The sequence below is a fragment of the unidentified bacterial endosymbiont genome, assembly GCF_918797525.1.
In the GTDB taxonomy this organism is placed as follows: Bacteria; Pseudomonadota; Gammaproteobacteria; order Enterobacterales; family Enterobacteriaceae; genus Enterobacter.
On the sequence record NZ_OU963893.1, the window covers coordinates 150,177 to 167,803 of the forward strand.

Annotated in this window: 13 protein-coding genes and 5 pseudogenes; 11 read left to right on the forward strand and 7 right to left on the reverse strand. The window is 57.6% G+C overall.

Translation table 11 applies throughout. The annotated features are described in order from the left end of the window. Positions 1-104: 104 nt before the first annotated feature. Together dsdC and NL510_RS00725 are read left to right on the forward strand one after the other, a co-directional pair. Positions 105-1,031: a DNA-binding transcriptional regulator DsdC gene (dsdC, locus tag NL510_RS00720; RefSeq protein WP_253380797.1), complete on the forward strand. Its 927-nt coding sequence runs from the start codon at positions 105-107 to the stop codon at positions 1,029-1,031. 86 nt (positions 1,032-1,117) lie between these two features. After that, positions 1,118-2,194, forward strand: a complete 1,077-nt coding sequence (locus NL510_RS00725; protein ID WP_253380798.1) for a cellulase family glycosylhydrolase — start codon at positions 1,118-1,120, stop codon at positions 2,192-2,194. Here the strand turns inward: NL510_RS00725 and emrD are convergent. From emrD to tisB, 3 genes are all read right to left on the reverse strand, one after another. After that, positions 2,097-3,281: a multidrug efflux MFS transporter EmrD gene (gene emrD / locus NL510_RS00730; protein ID WP_253380799.1), complete on the reverse strand. Its 1,185-nt coding sequence runs from the start codon at positions 3,279-3,281 to the stop codon at positions 2,097-2,099. The genes NL510_RS00725 and emrD overlap by 98 nt on opposite strands. A 216-nt stretch (positions 3,282-3,497) precedes the next feature. Further along, positions 3,498-3,944, reverse strand: a complete 447-nt coding sequence (locus NL510_RS00735; RefSeq protein WP_253380801.1) for a GNAT family N-acetyltransferase — start codon at positions 3,942-3,944, stop codon at positions 3,498-3,500. A gap of 64 nt (positions 3,945-4,008) precedes the next feature. Further along, positions 4,009-4,098: a type I toxin-antitoxin system toxin TisB gene (gene tisB, locus NL510_RS00740; RefSeq protein ID WP_253380803.1), complete on the reverse strand. Its 90-nt coding sequence runs from the start codon at positions 4,096-4,098 to the stop codon at positions 4,009-4,011. Positions 4,099-4,618: 520 nt separating this feature from the next. Here tisB and ivbL point away from each other — a divergent pair. The 8 genes and pseudogenes from ivbL to NL510_RS00780 all read left to right on the forward strand — a co-directional run. Continuing rightward, positions 4,619-4,717, forward strand: a complete 99-nt coding sequence (ivbL, locus tag NL510_RS00745) for an ilvB operon leader peptide IvbL (protein ID WP_071830013.1) — start codon at positions 4,619-4,621, stop codon at positions 4,715-4,717. Positions 4,718-4,820: 103 nt separating this feature from the next. Continuing rightward, the gene (gene ilvB / locus NL510_RS00750) at positions 4,821-6,509 is read left to right on the forward strand and encodes an acetolactate synthase large subunit (RefSeq protein ID WP_253380805.1); all 1,689 of its coding nucleotides are present in this window, start codon (positions 4,821-4,823) and stop codon (positions 6,507-6,509) included. A 3-nt stretch (positions 6,510-6,512) separates the two neighbouring features. Beyond that, positions 6,513-6,800, forward strand: coding sequence for an acetolactate synthase small subunit (ilvN, locus tag NL510_RS00755; protein ID WP_253380807.1), 288 nt, complete (start codon positions 6,513-6,515; stop codon positions 6,798-6,800). A 157-nt stretch (positions 6,801-6,957) separates the two neighbouring features. Next, positions 6,958-7,962: an alpha/beta fold hydrolase gene (locus NL510_RS00760; protein WP_253380809.1), complete on the forward strand. Its 1,005-nt coding sequence runs from the start codon at positions 6,958-6,960 to the stop codon at positions 7,960-7,962. A gap of 132 nt (positions 7,963-8,094) precedes the next feature. After that, a complete protein-coding gene (locus NL510_RS00765; protein WP_253380811.1) occupies positions 8,095-8,547 on the forward strand; it encodes a DUF1198 domain-containing protein in 453 nt (150 codons plus the stop codon). Positions 8,548-8,649: 102 nt separating this feature from the next. Then, positions 8,650-9,840, forward strand: a pseudogene (gene nepI / locus NL510_RS00770) (purine ribonucleoside efflux pump NepI). Positions 9,841-9,907: 67 nt separating this feature from the next. After that, positions 9,908-10,184, forward strand: a pseudogene (locus tag NL510_RS00775) (type II toxin-antitoxin system Phd/YefM family antitoxin). Beyond that, positions 10,156-10,368 (forward strand): annotated as a pseudogene (locus tag NL510_RS00780) (Txe/YoeB family addiction module toxin); the annotation flags it as partial. The pseudogenes NL510_RS00775 and NL510_RS00780, both read left to right, overlap by 29 nt. A 10-nt stretch (positions 10,369-10,378) precedes the next feature. Here NL510_RS00780 and NL510_RS00785 read toward each other — a convergent pair. After that, on the reverse strand, positions 10,379-11,467 hold the full coding sequence (locus NL510_RS00785) for a DMT family transporter (RefSeq protein WP_253380813.1): 1,089 nt from the start codon (positions 11,465-11,467) through the stop codon (positions 10,379-10,381). Between NL510_RS00785 and NL510_RS00790 the strand changes: the two are divergent. Next, positions 11,468-11,976 (forward strand): annotated as a pseudogene (locus NL510_RS00790) (substrate-binding domain-containing protein); the annotation flags it as partial. 41 nt (positions 11,977-12,017) lie between these two features. On the opposite strand, the gene NL510_RS00795 reads toward NL510_RS00790, so the two are convergent. The 3 genes and pseudogenes from NL510_RS00795 to NL510_RS00805 form a co-directional block, all read right to left on the reverse strand. Then, positions 12,018-13,382, reverse strand: coding sequence for an efflux transporter outer membrane subunit (locus NL510_RS00795; RefSeq protein ID WP_253380815.1), 1,365 nt, complete (start codon positions 13,380-13,382; stop codon positions 12,018-12,020). Beyond that, positions 13,382-16,493: pseudogene (locus NL510_RS00800) on the reverse strand (efflux RND transporter permease subunit). Before NL510_RS00800 ends, NL510_RS00795 begins: the two are co-directional and overlap by 1 nt. Then, positions 16,493-17,614 carry an efflux RND transporter periplasmic adaptor subunit gene (locus tag NL510_RS00805; RefSeq protein ID WP_253380817.1) on the reverse strand — a complete coding sequence of 374 codons (1,122 nt, stop codon included), beginning with the start codon at positions 17,612-17,614 and terminating at the stop codon, positions 16,493-16,495. The pseudogene NL510_RS00800 and the gene NL510_RS00805 overlap by 1 nt, the downstream one beginning before the upstream one ends. Positions 17,615-17,627: the final 13 nt, after the last annotated feature.

The window sequence follows — 17,627 nt, forward strand, 5'->3', positions numbered from 1 at the left end:
AACGCGTGACCAGGGTCTAAAATATGCACGTTAACGCTATTTGATTCACATAATTTCACCCGTAAACGGTAGTCTTAAGATGTAAATAACGAGTGAGGATTGTGATGAACGACGCGAATGAAACCCGAAATCGCCTGTTAAACGGCTGGCAATTGTCGAAAATGCACACCTTTGAGGTGGCGGCCCGGCATGCATCCTTCGCGCTGGCGGCGGCGGAGCTGTCGCTCACGCCGAGCGCAGTAAGCCACCGTATCAACCTGCTGGAAGAAGAGTTAGGTATTCCGCTTTTTGTGCGTTCGCACCGTAAAGTCGAGTTGACGCAGGAGGGGAAACGCGTTTACTGGACGCTTAAATCGTCACTCGACACCCTGAATCAGGAGATCCTCGATATCAAAAATCAGGCGCTGTCCGGCACGCTGACGGTCTACTCTCGCCCGTCGATTGCGCAGTGCTGGCTGGTACCGATGCTGGGGGACTTTACCCGCCGCTATCCCTCGATTTCGTTAACTATCCTGACCGGCAACGATTACGTCAATATGCAGCGAACGGGCGTTGATCTGGCGCTTTATTTCGACGATACCCCGCCTAATTACCTCTCGCATCATTTTTTGATGGACGAAGAAATTTTACCCGTGTGTTCACCGGAATACGCACGCGAGCATGCTCTCCTGCATAACCCCGACAACCTGCTGCATTGCACGTTGCTGCATGACCGCCAGGCCTGGAGCAACGATTCCGGTACCGATGAGTGGTTTAGCTGGGCGCAACAATTTGCGGTTAACCTGCCGCCATCGCCGGGAATCGGCTTCGATCGTTCCGATTTAGCGATAATAGCCGCCATGAACCATGTCGGTGTCGCAATGGGGCGCAAACGGCTGGTGCAAACACGTCTTGTGCGCAAAGAGCTGATCGCGCCTTTCGGCGATAAAGCCCTGAAGTGTCATCAGCATTACTACATCTCAACGCTTCCTGGCCGACAGTGGCCCAAAATCGATGCCTTTATCGGCTGGCTGAAGGAAGGGGCGAACTGAAGAATTATTACGCTTTGCCGCTACACCAAATGCGGAAAAGGGTGCTAAATACAGGTTATTACTTTTGAATTCTCGCAAGGTATACCGTGTTAAAGCCTCTTATAGCCACTGCGCTACTGGTTACTTCCGGCTGGGCCTTCGCCGCTGAGCCGCCGCTAACGGCTGCCCGCTATGCGCAGCAACTGGGAGTGGGTTTAGACGTGGATTGGGCGCGTACCGAGCGCGGGATACGCGAGTTCGACCCGCTGGTGGTACGCGATTTTCGCGCGAAAGGGATTAGCCATGTGCGGATCCGTGTCGCCGACGAGCCGACAGAAGCCAGACTGATCCATCTGCGTAAGCTGGTGGAAGCTTGCGAGCAATATGGCATGATCCCGATTATCGCTTATCAGGCTGACGCGTATAAAAACGACCCGAAAGCTGATACCGAGAAAGAGGTCATTAACTGGTGGATTGCCGTAGCGCACTATTTCGGCCAACGTTCGCCGCAGCTGGGTTTTGACCTGATCTACGAGCCTGCGGACAAGCTCAATCACAATGCGGCTTCACTCAACCGGGTGTACGAAAAAACGATTAAAGACATTCATGCGATTGATGCTCACCGTATGATATTCATCGCCCCCCGACTGCGCGCGGCACCAGAGGACCTCACCAGTCTGAAACTGCCTGCCCATAGCCAAAATTACCTGCTGGCTGAATGGCATATCTTCCCGTGGGGGCCGTCGAAAAGTAACGGTAGATATCCGTGGACGTCAGGCACGGTGGCGGAGAAAGCGGCTATTCATAATCGCATCAACACGGCGCTGCGCTGGCAGCAAAAAACGGGACACGTCAGTTGGGTCGGCGGCTGGGGAGTGGGGGAGTCAAACCGCCTGACGCCAACCGCGTCGCAAATGGCATTCGCGGCGTTTATGGCCTGCGAACTGCAAAAAGCAAAAATCCCCTATGCCATTAATGCAGATTTCCAGTTTTACGACGGAGAAGAGGGCGCCTGGCGGCCCGCGCCAGAGCCGTTATTACAGACCATGATTGCACCGGCATGCGAAAAGCCGGGAAATCACGGGGTCAGACCGGCTGCTCGTGATGCGAGACACGTGACGCCAGCGGCAGCCAGCACAGTAAAATCAGCAGCCCCATCAGCGTCATTAGCAAGCCCAAACTAGCTTGTCCGGTTTGTGGCATCATGGCGGAGAGCCAGGCCAGCGCGCCGGACCCCATATTCTGTAAACCGCCGACCAGCGCACCCGCCGTGCCCGCCAGGAACGGGAAGGGCTCCATCGCGCCGCTGGTCGCCAGCGGGAACAGCATCCCTGCGCCGAAGAAGAACAGCGCCGCCGGGACCAGCAGCGTCCAGACCGTCATTACGCCTGCCAGCCCCGGGATCCACATCATCACGCCCGCTAGCAGGCAGCACATCACCGACTGCCACATTAGCGTTGATAAGCGCTTGTTCGGACGTCCGGCAAACCATGCGCCAAAGAATGCCGCCGGGATTGGCACAATAAAAAGAATGCTCACCACCAGACTGCTCAACCCCAGCCCTGCGCCTAACAGCACGCCGGAGCAGGCTTCAAACACCGCGATACCCGCCAGACCACCGATCAGCATCAGCACGTAGCAGGCGAATGCCCCGTTGCTGAACAGCGTTTTATAGCTGGCGATAAGTTTACTGCATGGCGCGTCTTTGGGCCGGGTTTCCGGCATCCAGCGCGCCATGCTGAAGGTGACAAGGATGCACAGCACCAGCAGGAAGCCATAGCAGGCGCGCCAGGACCACAGGGTACCCAGCAGGCCGCCAATCAGCGGAGCCAGCAGAGGGCTGACCAGAATCCCCATGTTTAACAGGCTGTTGGCGTGGCGCAACTGCGTGCCCTGGTACATATCACGCGGCAAGGTACGCGCCATTACCCCACCGACGCCGGTACCAATGCCCTGTAACGCGCTGGCGGCAATCAATACGGTCAGGCAATGGGTGGCGATGGCAATGACCGTCGCTACCATAAAGATAGACATCCCCACCAGGATCACCGGGCGACGCCCGACGCGGTCAGACAGCGGTCCGTAGAAGAGCTGCGAGACGCCATAGGTCAACAGATAGGCGGCCATTACGCTCTGGACCGCGCCTTCGCGGACGTTCATTTCCTTTGCCATGTCGGCAATCGCCGGAATATAGATGGTCTGCGCCATCTGCCCGACGGCCACCAGTAACACCAGCATCAACAATAAGTTAACGTTCCTTTGTTTTTTCATTTCGCTGCAGACTTTTGCCAAAAAAGAGAAATAAAGAATAACTGACTACGCATTCCGCTAAATGTGCGAGGAACCTACCACAGTGAGATGAAAAATTAAGTATTGCCGTGGTGAATGTGGACGAGGGATCAGGCAGGTTTTATTAACGCGTACGGCAACTAATGTTGCCAAAAATTTGTGCCAGGTTAGGCCTGGCACAACGCTGCGTGCAGGCGATCACACTGCGCAAAAAAGGCGGTGCGTTACCCGCGGTTCGTCGGCGACCAGCGTAAACCCCGCCCGGTGATAGAACCCGTAAACGGCATCCGGCGCGTGGGTATTAAGAAAATCGAACCAGATGCTGGCATCGGCCATCACCACGGTTAACAGCTGTTTGCCAATCCCCAGCCCGCGACACTTTTCGCTGACGTAAAGATGGCGAATACGGCCCGCACGCGGCTGTTGGCTAAAGGGATCGCGGTTGAGGCCACATACGCCCACCAGTTTGCCGTTGAGAAACGCACCCAACAGTTTTTCACCCGGCGCATTGAAGCGGTTTTCACCGCGCTGCCAGTTCTCTTCCAGCCTGCACAGCATGTTGAAATTCAACGCGATACTCTCAGCCTTAAGCGCGATAAACCCCGGCTCTTCAGGGGTGACAGGCTCAATTAACAGACGCGACATAGCATTCCCTCGTTATTAAAGAGGGGCGGTTGCCCGCCCCTCTCAGGTGCGACTTGACCCTGAATTACCGCAGGTATTTCAGGACGGCATCAAGCAGTTGCAGTAGTGCAACAATGAGTTTGAGGACCAGTATCACCGTATCCACGACGCTCATACGCGTCTCCTTTTGGCAAAAGGAGCACGATGCTGGCGTACCTTTCCGCCGCCTGTTGCCAGCACCTGGATTGACGTAACACAGTGTGCTCACTTCGGGGGTTAAGGCACTGACGGCACCACCCGTTTCAGCCAGGACTTTTTTTGCGCCGGTAAAACAGCGGCCCCCTCGCGCACTGCGAACACCCACAGTATAGATAAATACTGTATGTATGAACAGTATTTAATGGACAAAATTCGAAAGGCAATCCATACTCAAAAACGGCAAAATCCGTGCCGGAATTGCACGTTCGTCTTCGATCGCGTATACTTTTTGCGTTGACGTAATACAGTGTGTTCTGCGGCGACCAACCGCAAACCCTGCTAAGAACCTCGCTTCGGCGGGGTTTTTTGTTTTCATCACCCTACAAGCGAAACGTGATCCCTGGCGCATTTTTACGCAGATGAAAATATTTCCATTGTCACGCTGTAAAACCTGTGTTTGTATAAATTCTATCAATGATTCCAAACACAGGTTCCCCATGACTGCATCCATGAACACCGCGACCCTACTAAAAACTGCGCAACCCGCCGCAGTGGTCGTCGTGCGTGTGGTGGTGGTCGTCGGCAATGCGCCGTAGGGACTGGATCAACACACAAATCCAAAACCCCGCCGGCGCAAACCGGGCGGGGTTTTTTAGTTTAAACGCCTCCCGGAAAGTCGGCCCATAAAAGGACTGGAGCATGGCACATTCGGGTACAACATCTACGAAGACGCGTTTTACTGGCGCGCAATTAATTGTTCATTTACTGGAGCGACAGGGCATCACCACGGTAGCGGGTATCCCCGGCGGGACAGTGCTTCCGCTGTATGATGCGTTAAGCCAAAGCAGCACAATCCGCCATGTGCTTGCCCGCCACGAGCAGGGGGCAGGGTTTATCGCACAGGGTATGGCGCGCACACAGGGCAAACCGGCGGTATGTCTGGCCTGTAGCGGGCCGGGCGCGACCAACCTGGTTACCGCCATCGCCGATGCGCGCCTCGACTCCATTCCGCTGATCTGCATTACCGGGCAGGTTCCCTCTTCGATGATTGGCACCGATGCGTTCCAGGAAGTGGACACCTACGGCATCTCTATCCCCATCACCAAGCATAACTATTTAGTTCGCCATATTGCCGAGCTTCCTCAGGTTATCAGCGATGCATTCCGCATTGCGCAGTCCGGTCGCCCAGGCCCGGTGTGGATAGACATTCCCAAGGATGTCCAGACCGCAGAAATTGAACTTGACGTCCTCCCGGAGCCGGGCGCCCGTGCCGCGGCGCCGGAATTTAGCGCTGAAAGCGTGCGCGACGCGGCGGCCATGATTAATGCAGCGAAACGTCCGGTGCTGTATCTGGGCGGTGGTGCAATTAACGCCTGCGAAGCGGTGCGCCAGTTCGCGGAAAAAGCCAACCTGCCAACCACCATGACGCTGCTGGCACTAGGATTGTTGCCAAAGGCACACCCGCTGTCGCTCGGCATGTTGGGGATGCACGGCGCGCGCAGCACCAATTATATTCTGCAAAAGGCTGATTTACTGATTGTTCTCGGTGCACGTTTTGATGACCGGGCGATTGGCAAAACCGAGCAGTTTTGCCCGAACGCTAAAATTCTTCACGTAGATATCGACCGCGCCGAGCTGGGTAAAATCAAACAGCCGCACGTCGCCATTCAGGGCGATATCGGCGAGGTACTGGCGCAACTGATCCCCCAGACGGAGGCGACCGGCCGCGACGAGTGGCGGCAACAGGTTGCCGACCTGCAACGAGAGTTCCCGTGTGCGATCCCAACCGAGGGCGATCCGCTCTGTCACTACGGCCTGATTAACGCCGTTGCCGCCTGCGTAGACGACAGCGCAATTGTCACCACCGACGTGGGCCAGCATCAGATGTGGACCGCACAAGCCTACCCGTTGAACCGTCCGCGTCAGTGGCTGACGTCCGGCGGTCTGGGCACCATGGGCTTTGGGCTGCCGGCGGCGGTCGGTGCGGCGCTCGCCAATCCAGAGCGTAAGGTTATCTGCTTCTCCGGCGACGGCAGCCTGATGATGAACATTCAGGAAATGGCGACTGCGGCCGAAAACCAGTTGGACGTGAAAATCATTCTGATGAATAACCAGGCGCTGGGGCTGGTTCACCAGCAGCAGAGTCTGTTCTATAAACAGGGGGTGTTTGCCGCCACCTATCCGGGAATGATTAACTTCTTGCAGATTGCTGCCGGCTTTGGCCTGCACACCTGCGATCTGAATGCCGAAGCGGATCCCCACGCGGCGCTGCAGGCGGCTGTCTCTCGTCCTGGCCCGGCGCTGGTCCACGTGCGTATCGACCCAGAACAAAAAGTGTACCCGATGGTGCCGCCGGGAGCGGCAAATACTGAAATGGTGGGGGAATAAGCTATGCAAAAACAATGTGATAACGTCATTCTGGAACTCACCGTTCGCAACCACCCCGGCGTAATGACCCACGTCTGCGGGCTATTTGCCCGTCGCGCGTTTAATGTTGAAGGCATACTTTGTCTGCCGATACAGGGCAGCGAGCATAGCCGCATCTGGCTGCTGGTTAATGATGACCAGCGCCTGGAACAGATGATGGCGCAGATAGATAAGCTACAGGATGTCACCAACGTGGTGCGTAACCAGTCCGATCCCACCATGTTTAACAAAATTGCGGTGTTCTTCGAGTAAACCGCTTTGCCTGATTAGCCCGGTAGCGACCGGGCTTTTTCGTCTCTTTCCCCGACCTTTACTCCGCTTTACACACTTGCCACGCAGCATGCTCTACAGTGTTTTTTGCTGCCGCCTTTCGTGCAGCCTTAGCCCCTTTTGCTAACGGAGAGCTTGCATGTTGACCCGACGATTGTCCTGCCTTGCACTATTGATGGCGCTGGCATCCCCCGCGATGGCCGCGGACGCCCCTGCCTACGGTGAAAAGCTGGAAGGTTTTGACTACGGCTGGCCGGTAAAACACATTACCTTTACCTCTCAAAATCAGTCTCTGGATATGGCTTACCTGGACGTAAAGCCGGAAAAACCCAACGGCCGCACCGTGGTGTTGATGCACGGTAAAAACTTCTGCGCCGGCACCTGGGGCGGCACGATCCGCGCGCTTTCAGCCAGCGGATATCGGGTGATCGCACCCGACCAGATCGGCTTCTGTAAATCCACCAAGCCGGAGCGGTATCAGTACAGCTTCCAGCAACTGGCGGATAACACCCACGCGCTGCTGAAATCGCTCGGCGTCGATCGCGTCACGGTGATCGGGCACTCGACCGGCGGCATGCTGGCAACCCGCTACGCGTTGATGTGGCCGCAGCAGGTGGAACAACTGGTAATGGTGAACCCGATTGGTCTGGAGGACTGGAAAGCGCGCGGCGTGCCGCATATCACCGTCGATCAATGGTATCAGCGCGAGCTGAAAGTCAGCGCCGACGGCATTCGTCAGTATGAGAAAAATACTTACTACGCCGGGGAGTGGAAGCCGGAATACGAGCGCTGGGTCACCATGCTCGCCGGGCTGAATAACGGCCCAGGCAAAGCGCGTGTAGCCTGGAACTCGGCGCTACTGTACGACATGATCTATACCCAGCCGGTTATCTATGAATTTAGCGAGCTGAAGATGCCGGTATTATTGATGATCGGCACGAAGGACAACACCGCCATCGGTAAAGACCTCGCCCCACCGGCGATCCGCAAGACGCTCGGCAACTACGCGGTACTGGGAAAAGAGACGGAGAAACGCATTCCGCACGCGACGCTGGTCGAGTTTAACGACATGGGCCACGCGCCGCAGATGCAGGATCCTGAGCGCTTTCACGAGGCGTTGCTCAAAGGGCTTCAGGCGCGCTGACTCGTCTCCAGCAACAGCCCGCGCAGCCATATCTGCGCGGGGTTGTCGCGCCTGGCGTGCAGCTTTTTTTCAGCAAGCTTAGCGCCAGCGTGCGTTTCTCGCTATGATGAGCAGCTATTCTAAGGAGAACGCATGGTCTGGATAATGCTGGCAACGCTTGCCGTGGTGTTTGTGGTTGGGTTTCGCATTCTTACCTCGGATTCTCGCCGTGCGATCAAACGGTTAAGCGAGCGACTGGGGGTGCCCCTGGTTCCGGTTGAGTCCATGATTGACCAGTTCGGGAAAACATCCGGAAACGAGTTTATCCGCTACCTTGAGCGCCCCGACGAGGCCCACCTGCAAAATGCCGCTCAGGTAGTGTTGATCTGGCAGGTTTGTATCGTTAACGGCAGCGAAGAGAATCTACACGCCTGGCACCGACTGCTGCGAAAAGCCCGTCTTGCCGCGCCAATCACTGACGCGCAGATCCGTCTTGCGCTCGGTTTTATGCGCGAAATGGAACCCGATCCCCAGGAACTTAACGCCTTCCAGTTGCGCTATAACCAGCTCTTCCTGCCGGAAGAGGGCGTGATTTATCTGCACTGATAACTTCAAAAAACTGCAAAAGTTGTCAAATCGTTAAATTCGTCACACTTTTGATGATAAACTGCGCGACTTTTCCGCCCGTTTTTTATCTCAGGTGATGCCATGACAGAACATATCTAACCCACGACCCCACCGCAGGCCAAAGAGGTTTCTCGCCCCAACTGGTCGGCGGTTTTCTCCGTGGCGTTTTGCGTTGCCTGCCTGATTACCGTAGAGTTTTTGCCGGTGAGTCTGCTGACGCCGATGGCGCAGGATCTGGGTATTTCCGAGGGCGTTGCCGGGCAGTCCGTGACCGTCACCGCCTTCGTGGCGATGTTCGCCAGCCTGTTTATCACCCAGGCGATCGGCGCCATTGACCGTCGCAAAGTGGTCATTCTGTTCAGCGTGCTGCTAACGCTCTCCTGCCTGCTGGTCTCGTTCGCTGAAAGCTTCACCCTGCTGTTGCTCGGCCGCGCCTGTCTGGGGTTAGGGCTCGGCGGCTTCTGGGCGATGTCGGCCTCGCTCACCATGCGCCTGGTGCCCGCGCGTACGGTGCCTAAAGCGCTCTCCGTCATCTTCGGCGCGGTCTCTATCGCGCTGGTGATTGCCGCGCCGCTGGGCAGCTTCCTCGGCGGGATTATCGGCTGGCGTAACGTGTTCAACGCGGCGGCGGTGATGGGGCTCCTGTGCATTATCTGGTTATGGAAAGCGCTACCGTCTCTGCCGGGTGAAGCGGCGCACCACAAACAGAACATGTTCGCGCTGCTGAAACGCCCTGGTGTGATGGCGGGGATGACGGCGATCTTTATGGCCTTTGCCGGGCAGTTTGCCTTCTTTACCTACATCCGGCCGGTGTTTATGACCATGGCGGGCTTTGATGTGGACGGCCTGACGCTGGTGCTGCTGAGCTTCGGTATTGCCAGCTTTATCGGTACTTCGCTGTCGTCTCAGTTCCTGAAACGCTCCCTGAAGATGGCGCTGGCGGGTGCGCCGCTGGTGCTGGCCATCAGCGCGGCGGTGCTGGTGCTGTGGGGCAGCGATAAGTGGGTGGCTTCGGCAGTGGCGATTATCTGGGGCTTTGCCTTTGCGCTGGTGCCGGTGGGCTGGTCAACGTGGATCACCCGATCGCTTGCCGATCAGGCGGAAAAAGCCGGGTCGATTCAGGTGGCGGTGATCCAGCTGGCCAACACCTGCGGCGCGGCCGTGGGCGGTGTGGCGCTTGATCATATGGGGCTGACGTCACCGCTGGTGATCTCCGGCACCCTGATGCTGCTGACCGCGCTGCTGGTGGCGGGGAAGGTTAAGACGCGCTGATTGATAAAAGTCACCTCATCGATATACTTGTACCGTAACTTGTACCGTAACTTGTACAGGAGGAAATATGCAGGTTGTGACTTTTACCGAAGCACGAAGCCGACATCAAAGATGTGTTGGACGACGTGAATGACAACGTGGAGACCACCATCATCAGCCACCGAAACGGGGGTGATGCGGTGGTGATGTCTTTACAGCACTACAACTTGATGATGGAAACCATCCATCTGATAAGTTCGCCTGCCAATGCCAGTCGATTGATGGGGTCAATCGCACAGGTAAACACCGGAAAAATCACGCAGAGGGATCTGATAGATGACCTGGCGACTGATTTGGACCGATAACGGCTGGGATGATTACCTGTGGTGGCAGGAGCAGGATAAGAAAACGCTTCGATGGGCTGGGTAAGCCGAGCCACTTAAAGGTAATCTTTCCGGATACTGGTCCCGCCGAATCAATGATACTGACCGTCTGGTTTACGGGGTGCCGGATAGCGCTCTCACGATTTTAATGTGCCGCTATCACTATTATTCGTCGTTCACGCCGATGCCTTCACCCGTCTTCTTGAATCCATCGAAATCAATACTACCGACGATACAATCAGCAGCGTTCCCAGCCAGTCCGGCAGGGTAAACGCCACGCCCAGCAGCAGCACCGACAATAACGCGCTGCTCAGCGGTTCGGCGCAGCTCAGAATGCTCGCCTTCGGCCCGCCAATCATCTGCGCGCCTTTCAGATACAGGCTGAACGTCAGCGCGGTGCCAATCACCACCAGATAGAAAAACACCAGCAGCAGGCTGCCGTCGATCACAAAGGCGGTCCCGCGTCCGGCATAGAACGGCGTAAGCATTACCCCCGCAATTAACATACTCCAGCCGACAATCGGCAGCGTGCCGTAGCGGGCGATCAACGTTGACGGATAGGTTGTATAAAACGCGGCGGCAAACGCCGAGGCAATGCCGAAGAACAGCGCGGCAGGCGAGATGGAGAGCGAGGTGGGGTCGCCGTGGGTGACCAACAGGAACGTACCGATCAATGAGGTCATAATCGCGGACAACACAAAAATACCAGGGCGCTTTTTCCGCGCCAGCGCGAACCACGCCACGATAATCGTCGGCGACAGGAACTGCAGCACGGTGGCGGTTGCAGCGTTAGATTTCTCTATCGTCAGCAGGAAGGTGAGCTGCACCGTGAGCGCGCCGACCAGCGAGAAAATCAGCAGGCTGATGGCGTCTTTGCGATGTTTGATGACCGAGAAAATCTTGTCGCCGTGAACGAAGGATAAGGTCAGGAGGATAACGCCGGTAAACAGCAGGCGAACCATGGTCAGGTACGGTGAAGAAATATGGCTTTTCTCCATGATATACTGCGCGCAAACCCCTGAGCTGCCCCATAAAACGGCGGCGATCAGCACGTTTAGCATCCCTTTACGTGTAGAACCCATTTTCTCCCCTGCTATGTTGTCGTTAATTCGGTCAACAGCATAGCATGATAGCGTGCGGCCTGATGCTCCCACTCCGGCCCCATGGCCGTCGTGGTTCATCCAGAAGTCATCGTTAATGCCCTGCTGCGGACGCTGGTGGAAGTCACGACCGGCCCAGAAGTAGGCGTTTGGGTTGGAGGCCATAACGTCATCATGGTCGACTGTATGGCGTCTGATAATCCCAATAGCGTTCAGTTCGATCATGCCTTTGCTGCCGAAACGGCCTGTAACTACCTCACCTGCCAGGGTCGCCGCCAGATTGCTCTGATCCACCCTCAGGGTAGCGGTTTTGCCGAGCAGGTGCTGCTGGGTTATAAACACGCGCTGGAGAAAAATTTCCCGCCTTTTAATCGCAACCTGGTCTTTATGGACGCCACATCCTCTTCAACGCGCTGCTGGTGGCCGACGAGCAGGAAGCCCAGCGGGTGATCCCGCAACTGCAGGCGTTTAATAAATCGGTGCCGGACGACATTATGGTCTTCAGCCTCGGTGGTTCACTGCAGCTATCGGGCATTCCGGTGATCCCGGCCATTGAGTATTCCATGGACGCGATGGCGGCGCGCATCGTGAGCTGGTTGAACGCAAAAATGCAGATGCTGGGGTCCTACGTTCTGCGTGGCGATCTCATTATTCCGGAGATCCGTAAGCGATAGAAACGCGTGAAGCTCAAGCCTCACGCTGATTCGCAATCGCGTTACTGAATCCCCCCGCCGAGCGATTGCCACAGGGTAATGCGGTTTTCCAGGTCGGTTTGCTGTAAGGCGATCAATGAGGATTGCGCCGACCACAGCGACCGCTGCGCAGTCAGTACCGTCAGGTAATTACCCGCCCCCGCCTGATAACTGCGGGTCGCCACATCCAGCGTTTTCTGTTCTGCCGCGACATATTCACGCTGGGCATCAAGCTGCTCGCTCAGCGTTTCACGGCGCGCCAGCGCATTGGCGACATCTTTAAACGCACTCTGGATCGCCTTCTCGTAGGTGGCGATCAGTCCCTTCTTCTCTGCTTGCGCGTAGCGTAACTGTGCCATATTGTTGCCGCCGCTAAACAGCGGCAGGGTGATGGACGGCGCGAACGACCAGATCTTCATCCCGTGGCTGAACAGCGATGAGAGCGAGTCGCTGCCGACGCCCGCGCTGGCGGTGAGCGAAATGCTCGGGAAGAAGTTAGCGCGCGCGGCACCGATGTTGGCGTTAGCGCTCAGCAGGTTATGCTCGGCCTCCTGAATATCCGGACGACGCAGCAAGGTGCTGGAACTGACTCCCGCCGGAATTAACGTGATGGCGTTATCGCTCAGGCTCTCCAGCGTGCCGGGCAACAAGTTTTCCGGTACCGTATCGCCCGCCAGCAGGTTGAGGGCATTTTTGTCCTGCATCACCAGCGTCCGGTAGCTTGCCACGCTGGCCCGCGCCTGCTGATAAACCGCCATTGCTGAGCTGACGTCCGTTGCGGCCACCACGCCCACTTCCTGCTGACGCTTAACAATTTTGAGCGAATGCGCCGCGCTTTGCAGGGTGGATTTCGCCAGCGCCAGATTGCTGTTATCCGCCGCCAGGGTTACCCAGGCGATGGTCAGTTCGCTGACCATCGTCAGGCGGGTATTTTGTGCGGTGAACTCGCTGGCAAGCCAGGTTTCACGCGCCGCGCGGGTCAGGCTCTGGTTGCGGCCAAACAGATCCAGCTCGAAGCTGGAGACCGCACCGTTGGCCTCATCGCTTGACGCGACGCCGCTCGCCAGCGTACGGCTGCGGCTGTGGCTCAGTTCCGCATCCAGCGTCGGGAACAATGACGAGCGCGTTTCGCCGAACTGGGCGCGGGCGGTGTCAATATCCGCAATCGCTTTTTGCACGTCGCGGTTGCTGTTGAGCGCCATCGTCACCACGCCTTTCAGGCGCGCATCGTTCATCACCTGCTGCCACTGGCTCACTACCGCCGTGGCTTCGCCGTGCGTGCCCGGCAACGTCGCCGGGACGGGCGCATCCGGGCGTTGATAGGTTGGATCTAATGAAACACAGCCTGCGCTCAGCAGGGCTAAGACTAAAACAGAGACGCGAAACATTATGACCTCCGGTTTGCGTGCTTACCGGAGAAGAGACGTTTCACCAGTACAAAGAATAAAGGGACGAAGAAGATCGCCAGCAGCGTGGCCGCCAGCGTCCCGCCGATGATACCGGTACCGATCGCCACGCGGCTGTTAGCGCCGGCGCCGGTGGCGATGGCCAGCGGCGTGACGCCTGCAATAAACGCCAGCGAGGTCATGATGATCGGACGCAATCGGGTCTGGGCCGCGCGCAGGGCGGCGCGCGACAGAGAATAACCTTCGGCGACTTTGGCTTCGGCAAATTCAACAATCAGGATGGCGTTCTTCGACGCCAGGCCGATGGTGGTCAGCAGCGCTACCTGGAAGTAGACGTCGTTGTTCAGGCCGCGCATTGATGCCGCCAGCGCCGCGCCCAGTACCCCAAGCGGGATCACCATGATGACCGAAATCGGCACCGACCAGCTTTCATACAGGGCGGCCAGACACAGGAACACCACCAGGATGGAGAGGGCATAAAGGCTCAGCGCCTGGCCGCTCGCCAGTTTTTCCTGCAGCGACAGACCGCTCCAGGCCCAGGTACTGCCCGCCGGTAGGTTATCTGCCAGCTGTTCCATTTTGCTCATTGCCGTACCGGAGCTTGCACCGCTGGCGTTTTCGCCCTGAATTTCATACGCCGCCGAGCCGTTGTAGCGCACCAGGCTCTCCGGACCATACTCCCAGCGGGTGGTCGCAATAGCGGAGAACGGCGTCATGGAGCTGTCGCTGCCGCGCACATACCATTTGTTGAGATCCGACGGTACCGCGCGATAGTCGCTATCGCCCTGGATGTAGACCTTTTTCACGCGGCCACGGTCGATGAAGTCGTTCACGTAGGTGCCGCCCCAGGCGCTGGAGAGGGTGTTGGTAACATCGCTCAGGGACAGCCCCAGCGAGACGGCTTTGTTGTTATCGATATCCACCTGCAATTGTGGCATCTGCGGCAGATCGTTGGCGCGCACGGCGTGTAAAGAGTTGTCCTGGTTGGCTGCGCCAATCAGCTGGTTACGCATCTTCAGCAGCGCGTCACGGTCGGTGCCGCCGCTGGCCATCAGCTCAAAGGTAAAGCCGTTGCTCTGGCCTAAACCATCCACCGCCGGTGGCGTCATGGCGAAAATGGTGGCATCCCGAAGGGTGCTCAGCGCCTGCGTGGCGCGCAGGGCAATGGCCTGAGCGGTATTCTCATCGCCTTTACGCTCTGACCAGTTTTTCAGAGAGACAAACGCCATCCCGGCGTTCTGCCCGCTGCCGCTAAAGCTGAAGCCTTCAATGGTGAAGATCACGTCGGTATTGGCTTTCTCGTTGGTGAGGAACCACTCGCGTACCTGGCGGCTGACCTCGGCGGTACGCACCGCCGTCGCGCCAGCCGGCAGGGTATATTGCACCATGATTTCACCCTGATCTTCCGTTGGCAGGAAACTGCCCGGCAGTTTCAGCATGGCGAACCCCATCGCACCGCAAAGCAGGGCGTAGACTATCAGCATGCCGCCGGAGCGACGCAGGGCGCGCAGGACCTTGTTCTGATAGCCATGCTCGGTCTTGCTGTAGAAGCGGTTAAATGCGCCAAAGAAGCCTTTTTTATGCGCTGGCGTATGGCGCAGAATCGAGCCGCACAGCGCGGGCGTCAGGGTTAACGCCACGACCACGGAGAGAAACATCGCCGAGATAATGGTGACCGAGAACTGACGATATATGACTCCGGTGGAGCCGCCGAAGAAGGCCATCGGCAGGAACACTGCGGAAAGCACCAGGGCAATGGCGATCAGCGCCCCGGAGATTTCGCCCATCGATTTTTCGGTCGCTTCCCGAGCGGGTAGCCCCTCGTCACGCATAATGCGCTCGACGTTTTCTACCACCACGATGGCGTCATCCACCAGCAGGCCTATCGCCAGCACCATCGCAAACAGCGTCAGGGTGTTAATGGAGTAGCCGAACAGCGCCAGCACGCCGAAGGTGCCCAACAGGACCACCGGCACCGCCAGCGCCGGGATCAGCGTGGCGCGGATATTTTGCAGGAACAGATACATCACCACCACCACGAGGATAATGGCTTCGAACAGGGTCTGAATCACGTCCTCAACCGAGATCTTGATGAACTCGGTGCTGTCTTTTGGGTAGGCCACGTCGTAGCCTTCCGGCATCGACTTTTTGAACCCGTCAATTTTATCTTTCACCGCCGTGGCGGTATTGAGCGCGTTCGCGCCCGGCGAGAGCATCACTGCCATACCCGCTGCCGGGTGGCCGTTCAGCTTCGCGGTGGCGGTGTAATCTTCACTGCCCATCTCCACGCGGGCCACGTCACTTATGTGGACGACCGAGCCGTTGGACTGACTCTTCACGATGATATTTTTAAACTGATCCACCGTCTGCAGGCGCGACTGGGCGCGCACGGTGGCCGTCAACTGTTGCGCATTGGACGAGGGCAGCGCGCCAATTTTACCGGCAGAGACCTGCACGTTCTGGGCTTCAATCGCGCTTTGTACGTCGGACGGCATCAGCGAGTAGGCGGCCAGCTTCGTCGGGTCGAGCCAGATGCGCATGGCATATTCCGCGCCAAACACCTGCAGGCTTCCCACCCCTTCCACGCGCGCCAGCGGGTCTTGCATATTACTGACCAGCCAGTCTGCGATATCTGAGCTGCTGGCGGCGTCGGTTTTGTCATATACGCCCATGATCAGCAGGAAGTTACTCTGGGACTTTTCGACGGTGATCCCGGACTGCTGTACCTCGCTCGGCAGGCGCGATTCCGCCTGCTGGACTTTGTTCTGCACCTGTACCTGAGCGGTGTCCGGATCGGTTCCTTGTTCGAAGGTCACATTAATGCTCACCGAACCGTCCGAACTGCTGGTGGAGGTGAAGTAGAGCAGGTTATCCAGCCCGGTGAGCTGCTGTTCGATCACCTGGGTTACGCTGTTTTCCAGCGTCTGCGCGGAGGCGCCGGTGTAGGTGGCGGAAATTTTGATCGACGGCGGGGGCAACGTCCGGATACTGCGCCACCGGCAGCGTGCGGATCGCCAGCACCCCGGCGAGCATAATCAGTATGGCGATCACCCAGGCAAAGACCGGGCGACGCACGAAGAAGCGGGAAAACATCAGGCGTTTCCTCCGTTGGTTTTCATCTCTTCGGCTTTCACTTCCTGACCGGGAGTGACTTTGTCGGTACCTTCCACAATCAGCTTATCGCCCGCCTTCAGGCCGCTCAGCACCAGCCATTTGTCGCCGTAGGTCTCCCCCGTTTCGAGCTGACGCTGCTCGACCTTGTTGCTGGCATTCACCACCAGCGCGGTGGCGGTGCCTTTGGCGTCGCGGGTGATGCCCTGCTGCGGCGCGAGGATCGCGTCGTTCATGATGCCTTCATCCACTTTGGCGCGCACAAACATGCCCGGTAAAAGCTGATGCTGCGGGTTCGGGAAGACGGCGCGCAGGGTGACCGAGCCGGTCGATTCATCTACCGCCACTTCAGTCAGCGCCAGACGGCCTTTTTCGCTGTAGGTGCTACCGTCTTCGAGGATTAAGAACACGCTTAACGTATTACTGTTACTGATGAGGGTTTGCTTGCGTAATCGCAGCAGATCGGCGCTGGAACGGGTTAAATCGACGTACATACTCTCCAGCCCACGAACGGTTGCCAACGCGGTGTCTTGTTGGGCGGTTACCAGCGCCCCAGGGGTGACGGAAGAGATGCCGATGCGCCCGGCAATCGGCGCGGTGACGGTCGTCCAGTTAAGGTTAATGCGGGCGCTCTCCTGCGCGGCCTTCTTTGATTCGACGCTGGCCTTGTCCTGCGCGCAGGTAGATTTTGCGTCTTCGGCATCCTGACGCGACACGCCATCGTCTTTCACCAGTTGGGCATAACGCTGGGCTTTCTGGCAGTCGGCCTGCACAAGAGCCTGTGCTTGTTTCAGCGCGGCGGCGGCTTCATCGTAGGCGGCGCGGTAGCTGGCGGGGTCGATTTGATATAGCGCCTGTCCGGCCTTCACCGTATCGCCTTCGGTGAACAGACGCTTTTGGATAATGCCGCCCACTTGCGGGCGCACTTCGGCGCTCATCGCGGCGGTGGTACGCCCGGTCAGCTCACTGACGACGGAAACCGGCTGGCTCATGAGTGTGACAATCCCCACTTCCGGCAGAGGGCGTTGGGGAGCAGATGTTTGCGCATTATCGCACCCTGTCAGGAGGAGTAATGCTGCGATGGAGGTTGTTATGGTTTTCATAATCTTTTTCCAG